At 64.6% G+C, this 19038-nt stretch carries 16 protein-coding genes; 11 read left to right on the top strand and 5 right to left on the bottom strand.

The genetic code is table 11. The features are described 5' to 3' along the window. The first annotated feature begins 299 nt into the window (after window positions 1-299). The 5 genes from ACSMEV_RS04165 (at window position 300) to ACSMEV_RS04185 (ending at window position 5671) form a co-directional block, all read left to right on the top strand. Window positions 300-917 carry a c-type cytochrome gene (locus tag ACSMEV_RS04165; RefSeq protein ID WP_459207369.1) on the top strand — a complete coding sequence of 206 codons (618 nt, stop codon included), beginning with the start codon at window positions 300-302 and terminating at the stop codon, window positions 915-917. A gap of 169 nt (window positions 918-1086) precedes the next feature. Beyond that, window positions 1087-1722 (top strand): thiol:disulfide interchange protein DsbA, encoded by a 636-nt coding sequence (gene dsbA / locus ACSMEV_RS04170; protein WP_459207370.1) that lies wholly within the window; start codon window positions 1087-1089, stop codon window positions 1720-1722. A gap of 11 nt (window positions 1723-1733) precedes the next feature. Continuing rightward, entirely contained in the window at window positions 1734-2588 is an 855-nt protein-coding gene (locus ACSMEV_RS04175; RefSeq protein ID WP_459207371.1) for an endonuclease/exonuclease/phosphatase family protein, read from the top strand. A 44-nt stretch (window positions 2589-2632) separates the two neighbouring features. Next, complete coding sequence (locus ACSMEV_RS04180) at window positions 2633-4834, top strand: GGDEF domain-containing protein (RefSeq protein ID WP_459207372.1); 2202 nt, start codon at window positions 2633-2635, stop codon at window positions 4832-4834. A 60-nt stretch (window positions 4835-4894) separates the two neighbouring features. Further along, entirely contained in the window at window positions 4895-5671 is a 777-nt protein-coding gene (locus ACSMEV_RS04185) for an N-acetylmuramoyl-L-alanine amidase (RefSeq protein WP_459207373.1), read from the top strand. A 146-nt stretch (window positions 5672-5817) separates the two neighbouring features. Here the strand turns inward: ACSMEV_RS04185 and ACSMEV_RS04190 are convergent, their stop codons facing one another. Both ACSMEV_RS04190 and algB read right to left on the bottom strand, forming a co-directional pair. Further along, window positions 5818-7596: a KinB sensor domain-containing domain gene (locus ACSMEV_RS04190; RefSeq protein WP_459207374.1), complete on the bottom strand. Its 1779-nt coding sequence runs from the start codon at window positions 7594-7596 to the stop codon at window positions 5818-5820. After that, the gene (algB, locus tag ACSMEV_RS04195; RefSeq protein WP_296267233.1) at window positions 7593-8939 is read right to left on the bottom strand and encodes a sigma-54-dependent response regulator transcription factor AlgB; all 1347 of its coding nucleotides are present in this window, start codon (window positions 8937-8939) and stop codon (window positions 7593-7595) included. Before algB ends, ACSMEV_RS04190 begins: the two co-directional genes overlap by 4 nt. A gap of 220 nt (window positions 8940-9159) precedes the next feature. Here algB and ACSMEV_RS04200 point away from each other — a divergent pair, with 220 nt between their 5' ends. The 6 genes from ACSMEV_RS04200 to ACSMEV_RS04225 all read left to right on the top strand — a co-directional run bounded on the left by ACSMEV_RS04200 (window position 9160) and on the right by ACSMEV_RS04225 (window position 14622). Continuing rightward, a complete protein-coding gene (locus ACSMEV_RS04200; RefSeq protein WP_459207375.1) occupies window positions 9160-9975 on the top strand; it encodes a BON domain-containing protein in 816 nt (271 codons plus the stop codon). Window positions 9976-10165: 190 nt separating this feature from the next. After that, the gene (locus ACSMEV_RS04205; protein ID WP_459207376.1) at window positions 10166-10462 is read left to right on the top strand and encodes a hypothetical protein; all 297 of its coding nucleotides are present in this window, start codon (window positions 10166-10168) and stop codon (window positions 10460-10462) included. Window positions 10463-10505: 43 nt separating this feature from the next. Next, the gene (locus ACSMEV_RS04210) at window positions 10506-10673 is read left to right on the top strand and encodes a DUF1328 domain-containing protein (protein ID WP_296267240.1); all 168 of its coding nucleotides are present in this window, start codon (window positions 10506-10508) and stop codon (window positions 10671-10673) included. Continuing rightward, window positions 10670-11107 carry an inhibitor of vertebrate lysozyme family protein gene (locus ACSMEV_RS04215; protein WP_459207377.1) on the top strand — a complete coding sequence of 146 codons (438 nt, stop codon included), beginning with the start codon at window positions 10670-10672 and terminating at the stop codon, window positions 11105-11107. Before ACSMEV_RS04210 ends, ACSMEV_RS04215 begins: the two co-directional genes overlap by 4 nt. Before the next feature lie 754 nt (window positions 11108-11861). After that, window positions 11862-13208, top strand: a complete 1347-nt coding sequence (gene gltP, locus ACSMEV_RS04220) for a glutamate/aspartate:proton symporter GltP (protein ID WP_459207378.1) — start codon at window positions 11862-11864, stop codon at window positions 13206-13208. Between the two features lie 184 nt (window positions 13209-13392). After that, the gene (locus ACSMEV_RS04225) at window positions 13393-14622 is read left to right on the top strand and encodes a nucleoside recognition domain-containing protein (RefSeq protein WP_459207379.1); all 1230 of its coding nucleotides are present in this window, start codon (window positions 13393-13395) and stop codon (window positions 14620-14622) included. On the opposite strand, the gene ACSMEV_RS04230 is transcribed toward ACSMEV_RS04225, so the two are convergent. The 3 genes from ACSMEV_RS04230 to ACSMEV_RS04240 all read right to left on the bottom strand — a co-directional run bounded on the left by ACSMEV_RS04230 (window position 14604) and on the right by ACSMEV_RS04240 (window position 18820). Further along, window positions 14604-15632 carry a DUF5924 family protein gene (locus tag ACSMEV_RS04230; RefSeq protein WP_459207380.1) on the bottom strand — a complete coding sequence of 343 codons (1029 nt, stop codon included), beginning with the start codon at window positions 15630-15632 and terminating at the stop codon, window positions 14604-14606. The genes ACSMEV_RS04225 and ACSMEV_RS04230 overlap by 19 nt on opposite strands. A 74-nt stretch (window positions 15633-15706) precedes the next feature. Then, the gene (locus ACSMEV_RS04235) at window positions 15707-17128 is read right to left on the bottom strand and encodes a M16 family metallopeptidase (RefSeq protein WP_459207381.1); all 1422 of its coding nucleotides are present in this window, start codon (window positions 17126-17128) and stop codon (window positions 15707-15709) included. 33 nt (window positions 17129-17161) lie between these two features. Beyond that, on the bottom strand, window positions 17162-18820 hold the full coding sequence (locus ACSMEV_RS04240; RefSeq protein ID WP_459207382.1) for a Na/Pi cotransporter family protein: 1659 nt from the start codon (window positions 18818-18820) through the stop codon (window positions 17162-17164). Window positions 18821-19038 lie beyond the last annotated feature (218 nt).

The following is a 19038-nucleotide window of genomic DNA, read 5'->3' on the forward strand; positions in this document are numbered from 1 at the left end:
ATGCCATCGCTTTCGGCGCTCAGGCTACACAGGGTCCTACGGCGTTGTACAACCGCACGTGTGCGGTACGCACGCCAAGCAGGCTCGCCGGCACCCGAAAGGGCTGCCAGGCTGGCTGGGAACCTAGGCCGACGCGGGGTACGTGGACGTTGGTGATGCAGCTCACCCAGGGTTTCAAGGCTATGCCGCGCGTGGATTGTGCACGGACTGCAGTACCGAGGACTACCGATTGGTCATCCTCCGGATGATCGGCAGTCCCGATACCTAACATTTCACCCTTAGCCGTGTTGGATGAGCTGATGAACAAACTATTCGCGAGTCTGCTGTTGACCCTGGGCGTCACCGGTGCAGCCGGTGCTGCGCAACCGATCACCGGCGATGTCGCCGCAGGCCAGGCCAAGACCGCCCTCTGCGGCGCCTGCCACAACCCCGATGGCAACAGCCTGGCGCCCAACTTTCCGAAACTGGCCGGCCAGGGCCAGCGCTACCTGGAAAAACAGCTGCACGACATCAAGAGCGGCAAGCGCCCGGTGCTGGAGATGACCGGCATGCTCGAAGGCTTCGACGACCAGGACCTGGCCGACATCGCCGCCTACTTCGCCAGCCAGAAGGGCTCGGTGGGCGCCGCCGATCCCAAGTTGGTGGAACGCGGCCGCGCGCTGTTCAACGGCGGCGACCTGGACAAGGGCATGCCCGCCTGCACCGGCTGCCACTCGCCCGACGGCGCGGGCCTGGCCCTGGCCGGTTTCCCGCACCTGAGCGGGCAGCACGCGCAGTACGTGAGCAAGCAGCTCACCGACTTCCGCGAGGGCAACCGCACCAACGACGGCGACGCCATGACCATGCGCACGATCGCCAGCAAGCTCAGCAACAAGGACATCGAGGCCATTTCCAGCTACATCCAAGGGCTGCATTAACGTTGGGTTAATGCACGGCAGCGAGCATCCACAGGTTCGGCCTCGTCCGGCGGAGGGGGCCATCGACCCTTTTTCCGCCCGCTGCCGGTACACTACAGAACTCGCCCCGTCCCGGCCTGTCACAGCACGGTCGGCTATGAGGCGACCCATGACTGCCCAGGAGTGAAGCATGCGTAAACTGATTCTCAGCGCCACGCTGGTCGCCGCCAGCGTATTCGGTATGGCCAGCGTCCAGGCCGCGGAACCTGCCAAGGCAGGCGAGCAATACATCGAGCTGAGCAACCCCGTTCCCGTTTCCCAGCCTGGCAAGATCGAAGTGGTCGAGCTGTTCTGGTACGGCTGCCCGCACTGCTACCACTTCGAGCCGACCCTCAACCCCTGGGTCGAGAAACTCCCCGCAGACGTCAATTTCAAGCGCGTGCCGGCCATGTTCGGCGGCCCTTGGGACGCCCACGGCCAGCTGTTCCTGACCCTCGAAGCCATGGGTGTGGAGCACAAGGTGCACGCGGCCGTGTTCGACGCCATCCAGAACCAGCGCAAGCGCCTGACCGATCCGCAAGACATGGCCGACTTCGTGGCCACCCAGGGTGTCGACAAGGACAAGTTCCTCGCCACCTTCAATTCGTTCGCCATCAAGGGCCAGGTCAACCAGGCCAAGGAACTGGCGAAGAAGTACGAAATCACCGGCGTACCGAGCATGGTCGTCGATGGCAAGTACCGCTTCGACCTGGGCACTGCCGGCGGGCCTGAAGGCGTGCTGGACGTGGCCGACCAGCTGATCGCCAAGGAGCGCGCCGCCAAGTAGGTGGCGATGCCATGCGCCGCACCAGCCCTCTGCGCGGTATCGGCCTGCATCAGCCGCAGGTCAACGAGCATCACCTGCAGGCCACCGGCCTGCCGGCGGACGGTCGCCTGCGGCTGCTCAGCTTCAACATCCAGGTGGGCATCAGTACCGAGCGCTACCGGCACTACCTGACCCGCAGCTGGCAACATCTGTTGCCGCACACTGGGCGCGCCGGTAACTTGCAGAAGATCGGCCAGCTGCTGGCCGATTTCGACTTGGTGGCCTTGCAGGAAGTCGACGGCGGCAGCCTGCGCTCGGGCTACGTCAACCAGGTGGAGCACTTGGCACAGCTGGGCGCCTTTCCCTACTGGTACCAGCAGCTCAACCGCAACCTGGGGCGTCTCGCCCAGCACAGCAATGGCGTGCTCAGCCGGCTCAAGCCGCAGTGCCTCGAAGACCACCCCCTGCCCGGACCTTCCGGGCGCGGTGCGATTCTGGTGCGCTTCGGCGAGGGCGAAGACGCCTTGATCGTGGTGATGATGCACCTCGCCCTCGGCGCCAAGACCCGCGCCCGGCAACTGGCCTACGTGCGCGATCTGATCGGTGGCTATCGGCATCAGGTGCTGATGGGCGACATGAATACCCATGCCTCTGACCTGCTCGAACATTCGCCCCTGCGCGATCTGGGCCTGGTCGCACCACAGGTAGAGGCCACCTTTCCCAGCTGGCGCCCCCAGCGCTGCCTGGACCATATCCTGCTCAGTCCCTCGCTGGCCCTGGAACATGTCGAGGTGCTGGCCCAACCCATCTCCGACCACTTGCCGGTGGCCGTGGAGATTCGATTGCCCGACGCCCTGACTGTGGATAACCTGCCGGCCTTGAGTTAGCAGGCCACGCGCCTCCCGCCACCCTTCCCTCGCGGACCTTGGGCATGACAGACGACGCCGAGCGTTGGAAAGAGAAGTACTTCAAGAGCCTCGAGCAGCAGGAGAAACTCGAACGCCGCTGGGATGCCCGTCTCGACCTGTTGCGCCGAGGGCTGGTGCGCAGCTCGCTCGCCGCCGAAGGCAGCGACCAGGCCGTGGACCAGTGCATGAAGGAAATGCGTGAGGTCATTCGCAGCGACAGCATGGACGCTGGTCTGGCCGCGCTCATTCCGCGCCTCGAGAAAGCCGTGCTCGATTCCGAACACCGCCGCGAAACGCGGATGAATCAGGTGCGCGAGGCGCTGACCTCACTGGTGCAACAGCTGCAAAGCCTGCCATTGCCGGGCGAACAACTGCGGGCCCTGAAAAAGCTCAGCAAGAAGCTCGATGGCGGGGTCAGCCAATCCCGTGAACTGCCGCCGTTGCTGGGCGAGCTCAGCGGTTTGCAGGAGCGCGCCTTGGCCTCGCTGCACAAACCGGCGGACGAAGCGCGTCCGGGCTTCTTGCAGCGACTGTTCGGCACGCGCGATGCCGAACCGGCGGTGCCTGAGCCCGGGCAGTCGAGCGTGGCGCACGCGCAGGCCGTCATGCCAGAGGAAATTGGCGCATCCCTGGCGCCCGCGCCTCCGGCTGCCCCCGAGGCCGCCGCGTCGGCCCCTGAAGGGCTCGCCGTTGCGTCGCCCGATCCGAAAACGCCCGTTGCCCCAGCAGTACCGGCTCTGCCCGAGCCGGTCCCGGCTGCTGCCGTAACGGCAACGTCGCCCATCAGTACGCCAGCGAGCGTCGAGCGAGCCGAGGTGCCGATCGTCCCTCCCTCCGGCTCGGCACCGCTCGATGCGGATGCCGCTGCGCCGGCACTTGGCGCACCGGCCGCCCCATGGCCCCAGACCGACGAGCAAGCGCCCGTTGCCGCACCTCCGCCCGCCGATGCAGCGAGCGACGATCCACCCTCCCCGGCTGCCGCAGCATCCATTGGGTCGGCCGATGAGGAAGGTGCTGGCAAGGGCGGCCAGCCCGCAACGGACCTCGGACCAGCGCTCGCCTCTGTCGAGCCCATACCAGCACCTGCGCAGGCCGTTGCGCTGGCGCCCCTGACCGACACCTTCGCCGACGCAAGTGGCGAAGACGGCCCCTACGCCCTGCCCCATGCCGTCGAGCCGCCCTACAGCCAGGTCGCCGCCCACATCGAGCACACCCTGCTCGGCCTGCTCGACGACCTCAGCCTGCCGGAGCGCTACAAGGACCAGGCCCTGGCCATGCGCGAGCGGGTCGCCCGAGGCTTGAACTGGTACGAACTGATCCCGATCCTCGACGATCTCGCCGTGCTGATGCTGGCGATCAACGACAGCGGCCAGCACGAATTCGAAGCCTATCTGCAAGCGCTCAACACCCGCCTGGAGGCCTTCCATGCCCACCTGCGCGACGCCAGCGCCGGACATGCCGACAACCAGACGGCTGCGCGTCAGCTCGACAGCCAGTTGCGCGAACAGGTCGACGGTTTGCAGCACAGCGTCCAGGGCGCCCAGGACCTTGCTAGCCTCAAGCAGGTGCTCGACAGCCGCCTCGAAGGCCTGCTCGGCACCCTCGACCAGCATCGGCAGGCCCGCGACCACCGCGAGCAGGACCTGGCCGAGCGTCTGCAAGGCTTGGCCGCGCGCGTGGCGAGCATGGAGCAGGAAGCCCTCGGCTATCGCGAACACCTCGAAGAGCAACGCCAGAAAGCTTTGATCGACCCACTCACCGGCCTACCCAACCGCGCTGCCTGGAGCGAGCGCCTGGCCCAGGAGATGCAGGCCTGGCGGGCCCAGGACGGCCACTTGTCGATGGCCATTCTCGACCTCGACCACTTCAAGCGCATCAACGACGGCTACGGCCATCTGGCCGGCGACAAGGTGCTCAAACTGGTGGCCAACGTGCTGCGAAAGCACCTGCGCGGTGGCGACTTCATGGCCCGCTTCGGCGGCGAGGAATTCGTCCTGCTGATGCCGCACACCCCGCTGGAGCAAGCCACGCAGCAATTGGACCGCCTGCGTGCGACGGTCGAAGCCTGCCCGTTCCACTTCAAGGGCGAGCCGGTCACCATCACCACGTCGATCGGTTGCAGCATGTTCCGCCAGGGGGACTCCGGCGAAGCGGTGCTGGGCCGCGCCGACAAGGCGCTGTACCGGGCCAAGGCCCAAGGCCGCAACCGCGTGGAACAAGGCTGAGCGACGCGCAGCCTTGCGCTATGCTAGTGCGCCCTGACCTCTGCAGACCTACGCCAAGCCATGAAAGCCCTGTTCACCTCCCTGCTGCTCCTGCTGCTGGCCGGTTGCTCCACCGGCCTGCGCATCGACCGCGACCACGTCTCGGCGAACCAGGACAACCGTATCCAGTTCGTCGTCCTGCACTACACCAACGCATCCCTGGAGCGCTCGCTGGCGCTGCTGACCCACGGCGAAGTCAGTAGCCACTACCTGATCGGCGACGGCCCGGCCACGGTCTACCAGCTGGTCGACGAAAGCCGCCGCGCCTGGCACGCCGGCGACAGCCAGTGGGACGGCCGCACCTGGCTCAACTCCACCTCCATCGGCATCGAGATCGTCAACCCAGGCTTCACCGACACGCCCCAGGGCCGCATCTGGCACCCCTACAGCGAAGCGCAGATCCAGTCGCTGATCGCGCTGCTCAAGGACATCGTCAAGCGCAATGGCATCCAACCGCGCTACATCGTCGGGCATAGCGACATCGCACCGTTGCGCAAGCAGGATCCGGGGCCGCTGTTCCCCTGGAAGCGCCTGGCCGACGCCGGCCTCGGCGTCTGGCCCAATGCCAATGCGGTGGCCCAGCAGCAGGCCTGGTTCACCAGCAACCCGCCATCGATCGCCTGGTATCAGCAGCAATTGGCCCGCTTCGGCTATGCCGTGTCGCAGACCGGCGAGCTGGACGAGGCCACCCGCCACGTGTTGGCTGCCTTCCAGATGCGCTTCCGTCCGCAACGCTTCGACGGCCAGCCCGATGCGCAGACGGCCGCCATGCTGCAGGTGCTCAATCGCACGCGCTAAGGGGCGTTGTTGCGAGTACGGCGTGCAAGGATCTTCGTCCAGCCGCTCAGCGGGTTCATCGGCCTGATCGCCCGTGTCGGCGGTTGGTGGGTCTGAGTCTAGCGAGGGGGCTTGGATGGGGCTCCTTGCGGGCCCCACCTTTCACGTCAGACCGGCAACGCCATGTAGAACTGGGTACCCTGGCCGGGCCGCGAAAACACGCCCATGCGTCCGCCGTGCAGCTGCACGATCTCCTTGCACAGGGCCAGGCCCAGGCCTGCGCCCCCTTTCTTGCGCCCCACCTGCACGAACGGCTCGAAGATCCGTCCTTGCTGGCCGTAGGCGATGCCCTCGCCGCTGTCCTCGACGCTGATGATCACCCGCTCGGCATGCCGCCTCGCGTGCAGGCGGATGTGCCCGTCGCTCGGGGTGTGGCGGATCGCGTTGTGCAGCAGGTTGTCCAGCACCCGGTCGAGCTGGCTGACGTCGGCCTGGATGCGCGGCAACGGCAGCTCCATGTCGATCACCAGCTCGATGCGCTTCTCGCCGGCCGACGCCTCGAAACGCTCGTGCGCCCGCGTCAGCAGGGTTTCGACGTCGCACGGCGCCACGTCCAGCTTCTGCAAGCCGTTCTGGTAGCGGGAGAAGTTCAACAGGTCGTTGATCAGTTGGGTCAGGCGCTGCATTTCTTCGCCGATGGTGTCGAGCAGATCGCTCTCGCGGGTATCGGCGGGGAACTTGATGCGTTCGCGGAACAGGCCGAAGGCCATGTGCATGCCGGTGATCGGTGTGCGCAGTTCATGGGAGGCACGCAGCACGAACTCGCTGCGCACCCGTTCGAAGGCGCGTTGCTCGGTCACGTCGCGCAGCACCATGACCGCACCGAGGATCGGCCCTTGCGGGTGGCTGACCGGGGTCAGGCTGTAGCTGAGCAGGCGCGTGTCTTCGTCGACCTCGAAACTCAGGTCGTCGGGCGGCCGGTCCAGGTTGCCGCCACGCAGCACCTGGCGTAGTTGCTGTTGCAGCTCGGGGCGCTCCAGCGCCTCTTCCAGCGGGGTGCCGATACGGCTGCTGTCCCAACCCAGCTGGCGCTGGGCCACGGGGTTGAGGTGCGCCAGACAGCCTTGCGGGTCGATGATGAGCAAGCCGTCGTCGATGCTGTCGAGCACCGCCTGCAAGCGTTGCTGGCCGGCCAGCAGTTCGTCGATGTTGGTGGCCTGGTGCTTGCGCAGGGCATCGGCCATGAGGCCGAAGCGGCGGGTCAACTGATGCATCTCGCTGCCCTGGGCGATCGGCAGGGTCACGTCGAAATTGCCGCGCCCGACCTGATCGGCCGCGCGCGCCAGGGCCTCGATGGGCAAGCCGAAGCGCCGGGCGATGCTGTGCGCCGTGATGAACCCCAGCACCAGCACGGCCAGACCCATCAGGCCCAGCACGCCGCCAACCAACCAGGCCTGGTCGTGGTTGCGTTCTTCGCTGCGGTCGATTTCGTCCAGGGCTTTGTTGCTGGACGCGATGAGGCTGCGTCGCACGCTGTCGAAGGCCATGCCCAGCGGCTGCTCCAGCCCCATTTCACGCGAGGGCGTAGCGCTTTGCCGATAGGCTTGGAGAAAGCCCAGATAGCTGCTGCGGATCTGCTCCAGGCCGCTGTGCTCGCCGCCCTCCTGCAGACCCTGGTCCACCAGTTGCTGGAATTGCGTCTGCAGATCGCCGAGGCTTTCCCGATTGGGCGATTCGTCAAGGATCTGGCTCAACTGCTCGCCCAGGTTCTGCCGCAGTTTCACGCCCAGTTCCAGGACATGGCGGGTGTCGCTCAGCAGGCGCTCCTGCACCGAGGCCATCTGCACCACACTCACCAGCCCTAGAAACAGGCCCAGCAGCGCCACGGTGATCAGCGCCGAGATGCTGAGGAACATCCGCGTGCGCAACTTCATGGTCCACTTCACAGGTTGTACTGCTTGCGCTTGCGGTACAGCGTCGAGGCATCGATGCCCAGGGTCTTGGCCGCCTGGTCGAGGGTATCGCTGGTGGCCAGCACCGCGCCGATATGTGCCCGCTCCAACTCGTCCAGGCTCAAGGCGGCGCCCACGCGCGGTGCGTTGCCCGTGGGCTGCTCGCCCATGCCCAGATGGCTGACTTCGACCCGCTCCTGCGGGCAGATGATGCTTGCGCGCTCGATGACGTTGCGCAGCTCGCGGATGTTGCCCGGCCAGCGGTAGTTGAGCAGCGCCGCGCGGGCTTCGTCGGAGAAGCCGCGCGCCGGGCGCGAGTAGTCCTTGACGAAGCGCGCCAGGAAGCGCTCGGCCAGGGTCAGGATGTCTTCGCTGCGTTCGCGCAGCGGCGGCAGGTGCAGGGTAATGACGTTCAGGCGGTACAGCAGGTCTTCGCGGAAGCGCCCTTCGCGCACCATCTCTTCGAGGTTGAGGTTGGTCGCGGCCAGGATGCGCACATCGGCGCGGCGGGTGACCGGGTCGCCCACACGTTCGTATTCCTTGTCCTGGATGAAGCGCAGCAGCTTGGGCTGCAGGGTCAGCGGGAAGTCGCCGATCTCGTCGAGGAACAAGGTGCCGCCGTCGGCCTGATTGACCCGGCCCAAAGTGCTCTCGCTGGCGCCGGTGAACGCGCCGCGGCTATGGCCGAACAGTTCGCTTTCCATCAGTTCTGCGGTCAACGACGGGCAGTTGATGGTCACGCACGACTTGCGCGCGCGCTTGCTCCAACCGTGGATGGCGCGGGCGAGTTCGCCCTTGCCGGTGCCCGACTCGCCCAGGATGAGGATGTTGGCGTCGGTGATGGCCACCTGCCGCGCGGTTTCCAAGACCACCATCATGGCCGGGCTGTGCGAGTCGAGACCGTCCTTGGGCTTGCGCACCTCGCCTTCCAGCGCTTCCAGGCGTGCCGACAGCTGACGCACTTCCAGTTGCTTGGCGGTGGCCAGGCGCAGTTGGTCCGGGCTGCAGGGTTTGACCAGGTAATCGGCAGCGCCGGCCTGGATGGCATCGACGGCAGTGTCGATGGCCGAGTGGGCGGTGACGATCACCACACGCATCCATGGCGCCTGGATGCGCATCTGCGCCAGCACGTCCAAGCCGTTGTCCTCACCCAGACGCAGGTCGAGGAAGCACAGGTCGAACACTTGGCGCTGCAACAAGGTTTCGGCCTGCGACGCGCTGTTGGCCGTGGCGACGCTGTACCCCTCATCCTCAAGGCAGTAGCGGAAGGTACGCAGGATGGCGGATTCGTCGTCCACCAGCAGAATGCGGCCTTGGTTATCCGGGGCGGATTCCATGTTTCCTACGCTCCTTTGGGAATAGTCAGACTTAGTGTCGGAAATATCGGGCAAGTTGCATGGTCTTTTTCTGACGTATGCGGAGTTTGCAATGCTAGCCGGTTGCCCGTGTGTTGGCTAACTCGTTGAAACGTTGGAGGTTTTCAGAGGTTTATGCGCATGGCATGGCAGTTGCGCCGCTCACGGGTTCGAAAATATTTAGAAACGACAGGAGATTTACATGAAGCGCGCCCCTTTCGCCTTCCTCGCCATCGGCTTTCTGGCCTGCGCCACTGCACTCGCCGACCCCGTGCAAAACGCCCGGTTGGAAGGCAGCGTGCAGACGGCGCTGTCGCTCAACCCTGTGTTGAATCCTTTCAGCATTCAAGTCGCCATCGAGGGAGACCAGGCGCGCCTGACTGGCGAAGTCGAGAACGAGGTCGAACGTGGCCTGGCCGAGCGTGTGGCATTGGCTACCAAGGGCATCGCCCAGGTCGACAACCAACTGAAGGTCAACCCGGAACTGGTCGAACACCCACTCGAAGCCCGCGCCTATGCCCAGCGCCTGGACGATGCGACGTTGGCGGCCATGGTGCGCGCCCGCCTGGTGTGGAGCCGAGTGACGGAAAAGGCGCCGATCGAGGTCGAGAGCCGTGAAGGTGTGGTGACGTTACGGGGGCGGGTCGCCAGTGCCGAAGCCAAGGAGCTGGCTGGTGTGGTGGCCCGCACCACCGAAGGGGTGCATCTGGCCAACAACCTGGTCAGCCTCGACAGCGCCGCCATGGCCGAGGCGCGCAACGCACCGGTCGATGCTCCCTCCGGACCGCAACCCAGCGACAGCTGGATCATCGACAAGATCCAGAACAGCTACCGCTTCAGCCGCAATCTGGACGGCGCGACCATCCGTGTAGTGAGCGAAGAAGGCATGGTGCGGTTGTCGGGCGATGTCGTAAGCCAGGCACTGAAGACCGTAGCGGTCGATATCGCTCGGCAGATCGTCGGTGTGCGCGGTGTGGATGCCGACATGTTGAAGGTGGCGACCAAGGTCGAAGGCTGAGCCGTGCAGAATGCACGTGCAAAATGCACGACCCCCAGGGGGGTATCGTGCAGGATACATTCTCGGGAACTTTTCAGAAGTAGGTTAAGTTGTTGATTTATAAGTAAATTATTTGTTTTCAAAAGCTGGCATGCAGGCTGCAATCATCTGGATACGTTCGAAAAGAAAAATTTCAGTAGGAGCAGCCGGCATGACTCGCCAGACCACCCACACCAAGCAGACCGCCAACACCTTGCCCCTGGGCAAGCTCCTGCTGCTTGGCGTCGCCTTGGTGCTGACGGTAGTTGCCGGCCAGTTCTATCACAGCATGCAGACAGCCCGCCTGGCCGACCAAGTCGCCGCGCAAACCGCCCTGCTCGCCAAGATTCAAGCCACTCGCACCCAGTCGCTGGTACAGGCTGCCGAGACGCCGACCCAAGCACCGCAAGCCAAGGCTTCGCCTGCCACCATCGACACCGTAGTGCCTCAGGAACGTTGGGTCTTTTAAGACCTGACTCACTGATCTCATAAAGACAGATAGGAGAATCACCATGCTGAGTTGGGCCATTACCTTCCTGATCATCGCTATCATTGCCGGTTACTTCGGTTTCGTTGCAGTGGCTGGCGCCGCTACAGGTATCGCAAAGATCCTGTTCATCCTCTTCCTGGTGCTGTTCGTCGCGTCGTTCTTCTTCGGCCGGGGCCGTGGCCGTCCATGAACACTCTGCTCAAGCGCACGCTGGCCGCCGCCCTGCTGTTGGGTAGCGGCTCAGCCGTGTTCGCGGCCAACGACGGCCAGGTGTACTTGAACCAGTTGCTCGGCTCGGACGCCGAGTACCGCGAGGCCTGGAAGGATGCCATCGACAATCAGGAGCGGTTGCCGGACTGGGTGATCAACCTGTCGGGCAACACTCAGCAGCAAATGTCGGCTGTGACCGAAGACGGTGACAAATACCTGGTCGGATCGCTCTGCGAGACACAGGACACCTGCGCTTCGAAACGGCTGGTCGCAGCGTTCAGCTGGGACAAGGATGACGCCTATGGCCTGCTCGTCGAGGGGCCAAAAGCGGTGTCGCCTAGCAGCGAGGTCAACTACCGCTGGATCGGCAAGCCTGACGAAGGCATGAAAGCACTGCTGCGCGAGCAGCTTTGATAGCTAGAGTCTTCGCCGATTCATGCACCGCATTGCACGCTGTAATCATTTGGAAGCGGAACTTCCTTAACGTTCCGGCTTCCATGATGCGCCGCACCGATGAGGCGTGGCACATGACCAGGGGGTCGGGCTGTTCTGGCGGTAACTGAGCCGGAGTGGCCTAGGGGTACAGGGAGTACCTCCGTAAAGGGCCGGGTCAGGAAAGGCAGCATCGGACGGTTCAGGCCAATGCCACGGGCAGGCCTGACCTCCGAAGCTCCGATAACCGACAGCCAGCCAATCAGTTGCATCTAACCCCGGCGTGGGAAAAGTCGGACCGAACATATTTTTTTCTGCCGCACATCGATTTTTTTCGCTCCATCTGCATCCCTTCTTTCACGACTCGACGTCCATTCGGATTGTCGAACAGAAGGCGTACGCTTTCCGCCACCTCGTCTGAACGGTCGCCATGCGACTCTTTCCACCTGTTCGGTTATCCGAACAACTCTCCCAGCAGGGCCCTGAAAGCCGATTTTTGGACGTATTTCCTTATGCCGATTCGGCATGGGGTAGTCGTTTCCGGCATTAGACTGCCCTGTCTCACGTGGCAATAGTTGCGGCCTTTTCGCGGGAGCGAGCCACGACCCGGCCGCCTGCGGTGATCTTTCATGGAGCCCGCCCAACGGAGCAGCAGCTTGCTTGTGACTCGGCCAGATGGCTCTGGCACGGGTGTTTCCAGCCGGCGCCCATGTCCACTACAACAAAGGGTAACGACATGAAGAAGGCAAAACTGAGCCTTGCCTGGCAGATCGTCATCGGTCTGGTGCTGGGTGTTGCGATCGGCGCGGTGCTGAACCATTTCAGTGCAGAAAAGGCATGGTGGATCAGCAACGTCTTGCAACCGGCCGGTGACATCTTCATTCGCCTGATCAAGATGATCGTAGTGCCGATCGTGGTCTCCTCGCTGATCGTCGGCATCGCCGGTGTGGGCGACAGCAAGAAACTCGGCCGGATCGGTCTGAAGACCATCGTCTACTTCGAAATCGTCACCACCCTGGCCATCGTCGTCGGTCTGGTGCTGGCCAACGTCTTCCATCCGGGCGCCGGCATCGACATGAGCACCTTGGGCACCGTGGACATCTCCAAGTACCAGGCCACTGCGGCCGAGGTACAGCATGAGCATGCCTTCATCGAGACCCTGCTCAACCTCATTCCGTCGAACATCTTCGCCTCCCTGATGCGTGGCGAAATGCTGCCGATCATCTTCTTCTCGGTGCTGTTCGGCATGGGCCTGTCGAGTTTGCCGAGCGACCTGCGCGAGCCGCTGGTGCGCACTTTCCAGGGCGTATCGGAAACCATGTTCAAGGTCACCCACATGATCATGAACTACGCCCCTATCGGCGTCTTCGCGCTGATCGCGGTGACGGTCGCCAACTTCGGCTTCGCCTCCCTGCTGCCGCTGGCCAAGCTGGTGGTGCTGGTGTACTTCGCCATCGCCTTCTTCGCCTTCATGGTGCTTGGCCTGGTGGCGCGCCTGTTCGGCTTCTCGGTGATCAAGATCATGCGCATCATGAAAGACGAGCTGATCCTGGCCTACTCCACCTCCAGTTCGGAAACCGTGCTGCCGCGGGTGATCGAGAAGATGGAAGCCTATGGGGCGCCGAAGTCGGTGTGCAGCTTCGTGGTTCCGACCGGCTACTCGTTCAACCTCGATGGCTCGACCCTGTACCAGAGCATCGCCGCCCTGTTCATCGCGCAGCTGTACGGCATCGACCTGTCGATCGGCCAGCAATTGCTGCTGGTGCTGACCCTGATGGTCACCTCCAAAGGCATCGCCGGCGTGCCGGGTGTGTCGTTCGTGGTGCTGCTGGCGACCCTGGGCAGCGTGGGCATTCCCCTGGAAGGCCTGGCCTTCATCGCCGGTGTCGACCGCATCATGGACATGGCACGCACTGCCTTGAACGTGATCGGCAACGCCTTGGCCGCCCTGGTCATCGCCCGCTGGGAAGGCATGTACGACTCGGTCAAAGGCGAGGCGTACTACAACTCGCTGCCGCACATGACTGGCAAGCAGGCCGCGACCGGCGCCGCCACCCGTTCCTCGCAGGCGGTCAAGCAGTAAGCTGGACCTGCGCGGGCTCGCCCGCGCCCCTGGAAAGCCCCGCGGGGTCGCCACAGCGTTCACTCACCTGAACCGTGACGGCCCACCGGGGCTTTTTCGTGTCCATGCAGATCACGCCGGTTACCTGGCCCGGTGGCGACGACGACTGCGCTATGATGCGCACTTTTTCCAGGGAGACTCGCAAATGCTCAACGGCCTGTGGCTCGGCTTTTTCCTGGTAGGCGCCATCTCCGCCTTGGGGCAGTGGCTGATCGGCGGCAACGCCGGGATCTTCGCGGCCATGGTGGAAAGCATCTTCGCCATGGCCAAGCTGTCGGTCGAAGTGGTGATCCTCATGTTCGGCACCCTGACCCTGTGGCTGGGCTTTCTGAAGATCGCGGAAAAGGCGGGCATCGTCGAATGGCTAGCCAAGGTGCTCGGGCCATTGTTCGCCCGGCTCATGCCGGAAGTGCCCAAGGGCCACCCGGCGCTGGGCCTGATCACCATGAACTTCGCCGCCAACGGCCTGGGCCTGGACAACGCCGCCACGCCCATCGGCCTGAAGGCCATGCGCGCCCTGCAGGAGCTCAACCCCAGCAGCACCACGGCAAGCAACGCGCAGATCCTCTTCCTGGTGCTCAACGCCTCCTCGCTGACCCTGCTGCCGGTGACCATCTTCATGTACCGCGCCCAGCAAGGCGCGCCCGACCCGACCCTGGTCTTCCTGCCTATTCTGCTGGCCACCAGCATTTCCAGCCTGGTGGGCCTGCTGTCGGTGGCGGTCATGCAGCGCCTGCGCCTGTGGGACCCGGTGGTGCTGGCCTACATGATCCCCGGCGCCTTGCTGCTGGGCGGTTTCATGGCCTTTCTCGGCACCCTGTCGGCCGCAGCGTTGGCCAGCCTGTCGTCGATCCTGGGCAACCTCACGTTGTTCGGGGTGATCGTCACCTTTCTGGTGGTCGGCGCGCTGAAGCGGGTGCAGGTGTACGAGGTGTTCGTCGAAGGCGCCAAGGAGGGCTTCGACGTGGCCAAGAGCCTGCTGCCGTATCTGGTGGCCATGCTGGTGGCGGTCGGCGTGCTGCGCGCTTCCGGCGCCTTGGAGCTGGCCCTGGACGGCATCCGCCATGCGGTCGGCTGGTTGGGCCTGGACACGCGCTTTGTCGACGGCCTGCCCACGGCGCTGGTCAAGCCGTTCTCCGGCAGCGCGGCACGGGCCATGATGATCGAGACCATGCAAGCCCAGGGTGTGGACAGTTTCCCGGCGCTGGTGGCGGCGACGATCCAGGGCAGCACGGAAACTACCTTCTACGTGTTGGCCGTGTATTTCGGTGCGGTCGGCATCCAGCGCGTACGCCATGCCGTGGGCTGCGCCCTGCTGGCCGAGCTGTGCGGCGTGGTGGCAGCGATCTGCGTGTGCTACTGGTTCTTCGCCTGAGCGTCTGCGACGACCTTGAAGCGCAGCACGCCGATCACCTGGCCGTCCTCGGTCAGTACCCGCACCTGCCAGCGGCCGACCGGGTCGGGTGGGAAGTTCTGTTTGTGGCTCCAGGCGCGGTAGCCTTCCTTGCGCCCGCCGCGGATATCCAGGGCGATGCGGTCGACCTCTTTGCCGTCCTTCTGCCACACGTGGTAGATGCGTTCGTCGAGCCCGCGCGGCGCATTGATCGAGGTGTAGGCGTACAGGCCATTGCCGCCGATGCGGCTGGCCGGCACTTCCTTGAGCGAGTCGCCCGGCTCGCGGTTGTTGACCTGGGTGCTGACGGCCACTTCGGTCATCCACAAGGTCGCCGGCGGCACCCAGGAGCGCAGCATCCAGCCGCCGCCACCCACCGCCAGGGTGATCAGCACCAAGGCCACGCCGTTGCGCCAGTTGTTGATCGGGAAGCTGCTGACCAGGCTGGGGAACGACAGGGCCATGGCCGCCACCAGGGCCAGCTTGAAGCTTTGCGCAGTGGTCAGGTGCAGGATGATCGGCAAGGCGGTGAGCAGGGCGGCGAACAGCGTCAGCATGTGCAGCGCCATGAATAGCCAGCGCCGCGGCGCCAGCCAGCGGTAGTACAGCGGGTCGACGATCGAGATCAGCCCCGCCGCCCCCAGCAGTCCGGTGAACACCGACTGGCCACTGTTCCAGGTGGTGGTGACGAAGAAGAACGGCAACACGAAGAACAGGCTTTCCTGGTGGATCATCTGCGTCGCGTAGCGCAGCAGCGGCTGCGGAATCTCGCGCTTGAACAGGCGCGCGAAGAGCTTGGTCAGGCTGTTCTCCAGCATCAGCCAGACCCAACTGACCAGCAGCACGATGGCGATCCAGCTCGCCAGGCTGGCCTGGCGGTCGACCAGGATGAAGCTGCCGATGCCCGACAGGAAACCGCCCAGGGCGATCACGCCGGGGTAGCGTTTGAGCAGTTCGATGATGCGTTGCACGAGGCGAGGAATGGGCAGCATGGGTTAGCGACAAGACCCCGAAAGGAAAGCTGCGTCGGCGCGGGTGCCGACGCTGGCCGAAGGATAGCGCCGAATCATCGTTGCCGTGTAGCGCCAGTGGGGCGAGGCGCCGGTTGGCGTCGCCGACGGCGCAACAGGCCGATGGCCAGCACCGATGACAGGATCAAGGCCAGCAGCAGGCCGATCCAGCCGTACAGCCCGTCGTACCCCAACAGCGGCTGCTCGATGCGCAGGTAGCCTGGGTACTTGAGCAGTTGTGCGAGCGCGGCGTTGGCCTCCTTGAGGCTGACCTTGCGCAGCGCGGCGATCGGGTCTTTGTAACGGCCGTCTTCATAGTTGTTGAGCCCGCCCCAGTAATAGTCGGCCAGGGCGCTGTTGCCCTGGGTGGTCCAGCTTTCCCGGGCGATGGCCGCTTCCTTGATGCGGGCGAAGGTGGCGGGGTCGAGCCCATCCTTGCGCAGTTGCTCGAACAGCGCTTCGAAGGCGCTGATGGCCGCATCGACGTCTTCGCGCTCCAAGTCTGCGGTGAGGCTGAGCATGCCGCTGTCGCCATAGCTTTCGCGCTTCACCGAAGGGCCGTACGACAGCCCATGGCGCAGGCGCAGTTGCTGGTACAGCGCCCAGTCCAGGTAACGCGATAGCAGCTCCAGGGTCTGGTCATGCTCGTTGTCGAGCACAGGTTCGATGAACAGCCAGCTCAGCTTGGCGGTATCGCCCAGCCAACCCCGGTTGAGCGTGCGCCTGGCCTCGGCCTGATGGGTGATGGTGTCCAGATCGCGGCGCTCGCCGGGCTCGGTGGCCGGCAGTTCGGCGAAGGTGCGCTCCAGATAGGCGGGCAGCAATTTGTCCAGGCCGCCGACGACGATCAGGGTCATGTTGTTGGCGGCGTACCAGTGTTCGCGCGCCTGGGTGACCTGCTCCAGGCTGAAATCGGTGACGTCGGAGCGTTCCGGGCATTTGAGGCCCAGCTCCTGCGCCACTTGTTCAGTGGCGCGCTGGCCGATGTCCTGGCGGTCCAGCCAGCGTTGCAAGTGGCCGTAATGGCCGCCGTCCTCGCGTTCGATGATGGCTTTGGCCTTGGCCAGCGCCTTGGCGTCGATGCGCGTGTCGCGCACGATCGCCAGCAACAGGTCGAGCACCTTGCGCTGGTTGCGCGCCGGGGCCTCGATGACGAAGGTGGTGTCGGCACTGCTGGTGAAGGCGTTCCATTCGCCGCCCAGGGCCTGCAGACGCTCTTCCAGGCCGCCTTCGCCGGAGTCGTCGATGCCGCTGAACAGCAAGTGTTCGATCAGGTGCGGCAACTCGCGCTGCTCGCAGGGGAAGTCGTCCAGGCCCACGCCGACCACCAGGCGGATCGACACGTGGTCGCGCTCGTAACCCGACTTAAGTACCACCTGCAAGCCGTTGGGCAACAAGTAGCCTTCGACCTTGGAGCGGTCGAGCGCCAGTGACGGCAAGGCGGCGAGCAACAGGCAGACGAACATCAGGTAACGCATGGGCAGGTCCGGCACTCTCCGAGATGAGCGGGTTCAGGCTTGACGGGGTTCCTCGGCCTCGCTGTCGAGCAGTAGCCCGCCGGTGTCCGAGCCGCCCAGTACCACATAGGCACTGCTGCAGAACAAAGAGTTCAAACGCTTCATGTCGGCGATCAGCTCCAGGTGCAGCGAGCTGGTCTCCAGGCTTTGCACCACCTTGCGCTGCAAACGGCTGACATGGGCATGGGCCAGACGCCGTTCCTGGGCGCGGAAGCGGCGCTTTTCGCGCAGCAGCAGGCGCGCACTTTCCGGGTCGGCGCTGAAGAACACCGAGAGGCCCAAGCGCAGGTTGGCCAACAACTGTTCCTGCAAGCCGGTCAGCTCGTCCAGGCCCACGGCGGAAAACTCGCGGCGCTGGCTGGTCTTCTGCTGCTGGACCTTGCGCAGCATGCGTTCGATCAGGTCGCTGGAAAGCTTGAGGTTGATCGCCAGCTCGATGATTTCGGCCCAGCGCCGGTTGTCGTGCTCGCTGAGGTCTTCACGGGTCATCTGCGCCAGGTACAGTTTGATGGCGCTGTACAGCGCGTCGGCATCTTCGCCCAAGGCCCGTACGCGCTGAGCCATGGCCGGCTGGGTACCGCGCAGCGCACCGAGCATGGCGGTCAGCAGGTTGTCGACGATGTCGCCCAGGCGCAGGGTTTCCCGCGCCGCGTTGGCCAGGGCCAGGCTGGGCGTTTCCAAGGCAGAGGGGTCGAGGTGGCGCGGCAGGGTCTGGCTGTCGCCGTCGTCCTGCTCGGGCAGCAGGGTGTTACAGATGCGCCCCATGTACTTCACCGTAGGCAGCATCAGCAGGCAGCGCAGGGTGTTGTAGAGCAGATGGAAGCCGATCACCAGTTCCTGGGCGCTGTAGCTCAGGCTGTCCATCCAGCTCACCAGCGGGTTGAGCACGGGGATGATCAGCACCAGGCCGATCAGCTTGTACAGCAGGCTGCCCAGGGCCACACGGCGCCCGGCGGTGTGCTGCATGCGCGCACTGATGAAGGCCAGCAGGCCGCTGCCGATGTTGGCGCCCACCACCAGGCCGATGGCCACCGGCAGGCTGATCAATTCGGAGCCGGCCAGGGTCGCGGTCAGCAGCACGGCGGCCAGGCTGGAATAGGAGATCATGGCGAACAGCGCACCGACCAAGGCGTCGAGCAGGATGTCGCCGGTCAACGAGGCGAACAGCACCCGCACGCCTTGCGCCTGGGTGATGGGCGCCGCGGCCTGCACGATCAGTTCCAGCGCCAGGATGATCAGCCCCAGGCCGATCGCCACACGGCCCATCTGGCCGACGCGCGTCTGCTTGCGCGACAGGAAGAAGATCACCCCGACGAAGATCAGCAGCGGCGACAGCCACGACAGGTCGAAGGTCAGCACCCGGGCCATCAGCGCCGTGCCCACGTCGGCACCGAGCATGATCACCAGCGCCGGAGTCATGGCCATCAGGCCCTGGCTGACGAACGAGGTGACCAGCATGGCCGTGGCGTTGCTGCTCTGCACCATGGCCGTGACCACGATGCCGGCGATGAACGCCAACGGGCGTTTGTCCATGTTCTGGCCGATCACCCGGCGCAGGTTGGAGCCATACACCCGCAGGATGCCGGTACGCACGATGTGCGTGCCCCACACCAACAGGGTGACGGCCGATAGCAGGTTGAGCAGGGTCAGCATGGGCAAGCCCCCCTTCGAACGATGCCCTGAGCGGGCCAATGGATGACGCGGTGAGCCTGGCCTTGGACGGGCGATTCTGGCAGGTCTCACTCAAGCTGTAGTTGCCGTGGGCAATGGCTGCCAGCTTGGCACGGCTGAAATATATTTGAAACATTTGCCGCTGTGGAGGCCGCACGGTAGCGGCTGGCGCACCGGTATGCCCTCAGCCCAGGCATGCC

Source organism: Pseudomonas sp. MLB6B (assembly GCF_054508135.1).

Bases quoted from the DNA above. Each gene is read 5' to 3' on its own strand.
- ACSMEV_RS04165 (WP_459207369.1), top strand. From the start codon at position 300: ATGAACAAACTATTCGCGAGTCTGCTGTTGACCCTGGGCGTCACCGGT.
- dsbA (WP_459207370.1), top strand. From the start codon at position 1,087: ATGCGTAAACTGATTCTCAGCGCCACGCTGGTCGCCGCCAGCGTATTC.
- ACSMEV_RS04175 (WP_459207371.1), top strand. From the start codon at position 1,734: ATGCGCCGCACCAGCCCTCTGCGCGGTATCGGCCTGCATCAGCCGCAG.
- ACSMEV_RS04180 (WP_459207372.1), top strand. From the start codon at position 2,633: ATGACAGACGACGCCGAGCGTTGGAAAGAGAAGTACTTCAAGAGCCTC.
- ACSMEV_RS04185 (WP_459207373.1), top strand. From the start codon at position 4,895: ATGAAAGCCCTGTTCACCTCCCTGCTGCTCCTGCTGCTGGCCGGTTGC.
- algB (WP_296267233.1), bottom strand. From the start codon at position 8,939: ATGGAATCCGCCCCGGATAACCAAGGCCGCATTCTGCTGGTGGACGAC.
- ACSMEV_RS04200 (WP_459207375.1), top strand. From the start codon at position 9,160: ATGAAGCGCGCCCCTTTCGCCTTCCTCGCCATCGGCTTTCTGGCCTGC.
- ACSMEV_RS04205 (WP_459207376.1), top strand. From the start codon at position 10,166: ATGACTCGCCAGACCACCCACACCAAGCAGACCGCCAACACCTTGCCC.
- ACSMEV_RS04210 (WP_296267240.1), top strand. From the start codon at position 10,506: ATGCTGAGTTGGGCCATTACCTTCCTGATCATCGCTATCATTGCCGGT.
- ACSMEV_RS04215 (WP_459207377.1), top strand. From the start codon at position 10,670: ATGAACACTCTGCTCAAGCGCACGCTGGCCGCCGCCCTGCTGTTGGGT.
- gltP (WP_459207378.1), top strand. From the start codon at position 11,862: ATGAAGAAGGCAAAACTGAGCCTTGCCTGGCAGATCGTCATCGGTCTG.
- ACSMEV_RS04225 (WP_459207379.1), top strand. From the start codon at position 13,393: ATGCTCAACGGCCTGTGGCTCGGCTTTTTCCTGGTAGGCGCCATCTCC.
- ACSMEV_RS04230 (WP_459207380.1), bottom strand. From the start codon at position 15,632: ATGCTGCCCATTCCTCGCCTCGTGCAACGCATCATCGAACTGCTCAAA.
- ACSMEV_RS04235 (WP_459207381.1), bottom strand. From the start codon at position 17,128: ATGCGTTACCTGATGTTCGTCTGCCTGTTGCTCGCCGCCTTGCCGTCA.
- ACSMEV_RS04240 (WP_459207382.1), bottom strand. From the start codon at position 18,820: ATGCTGACCCTGCTCAACCTGCTATCGGCCGTCACCCTGTTGGTGTGG.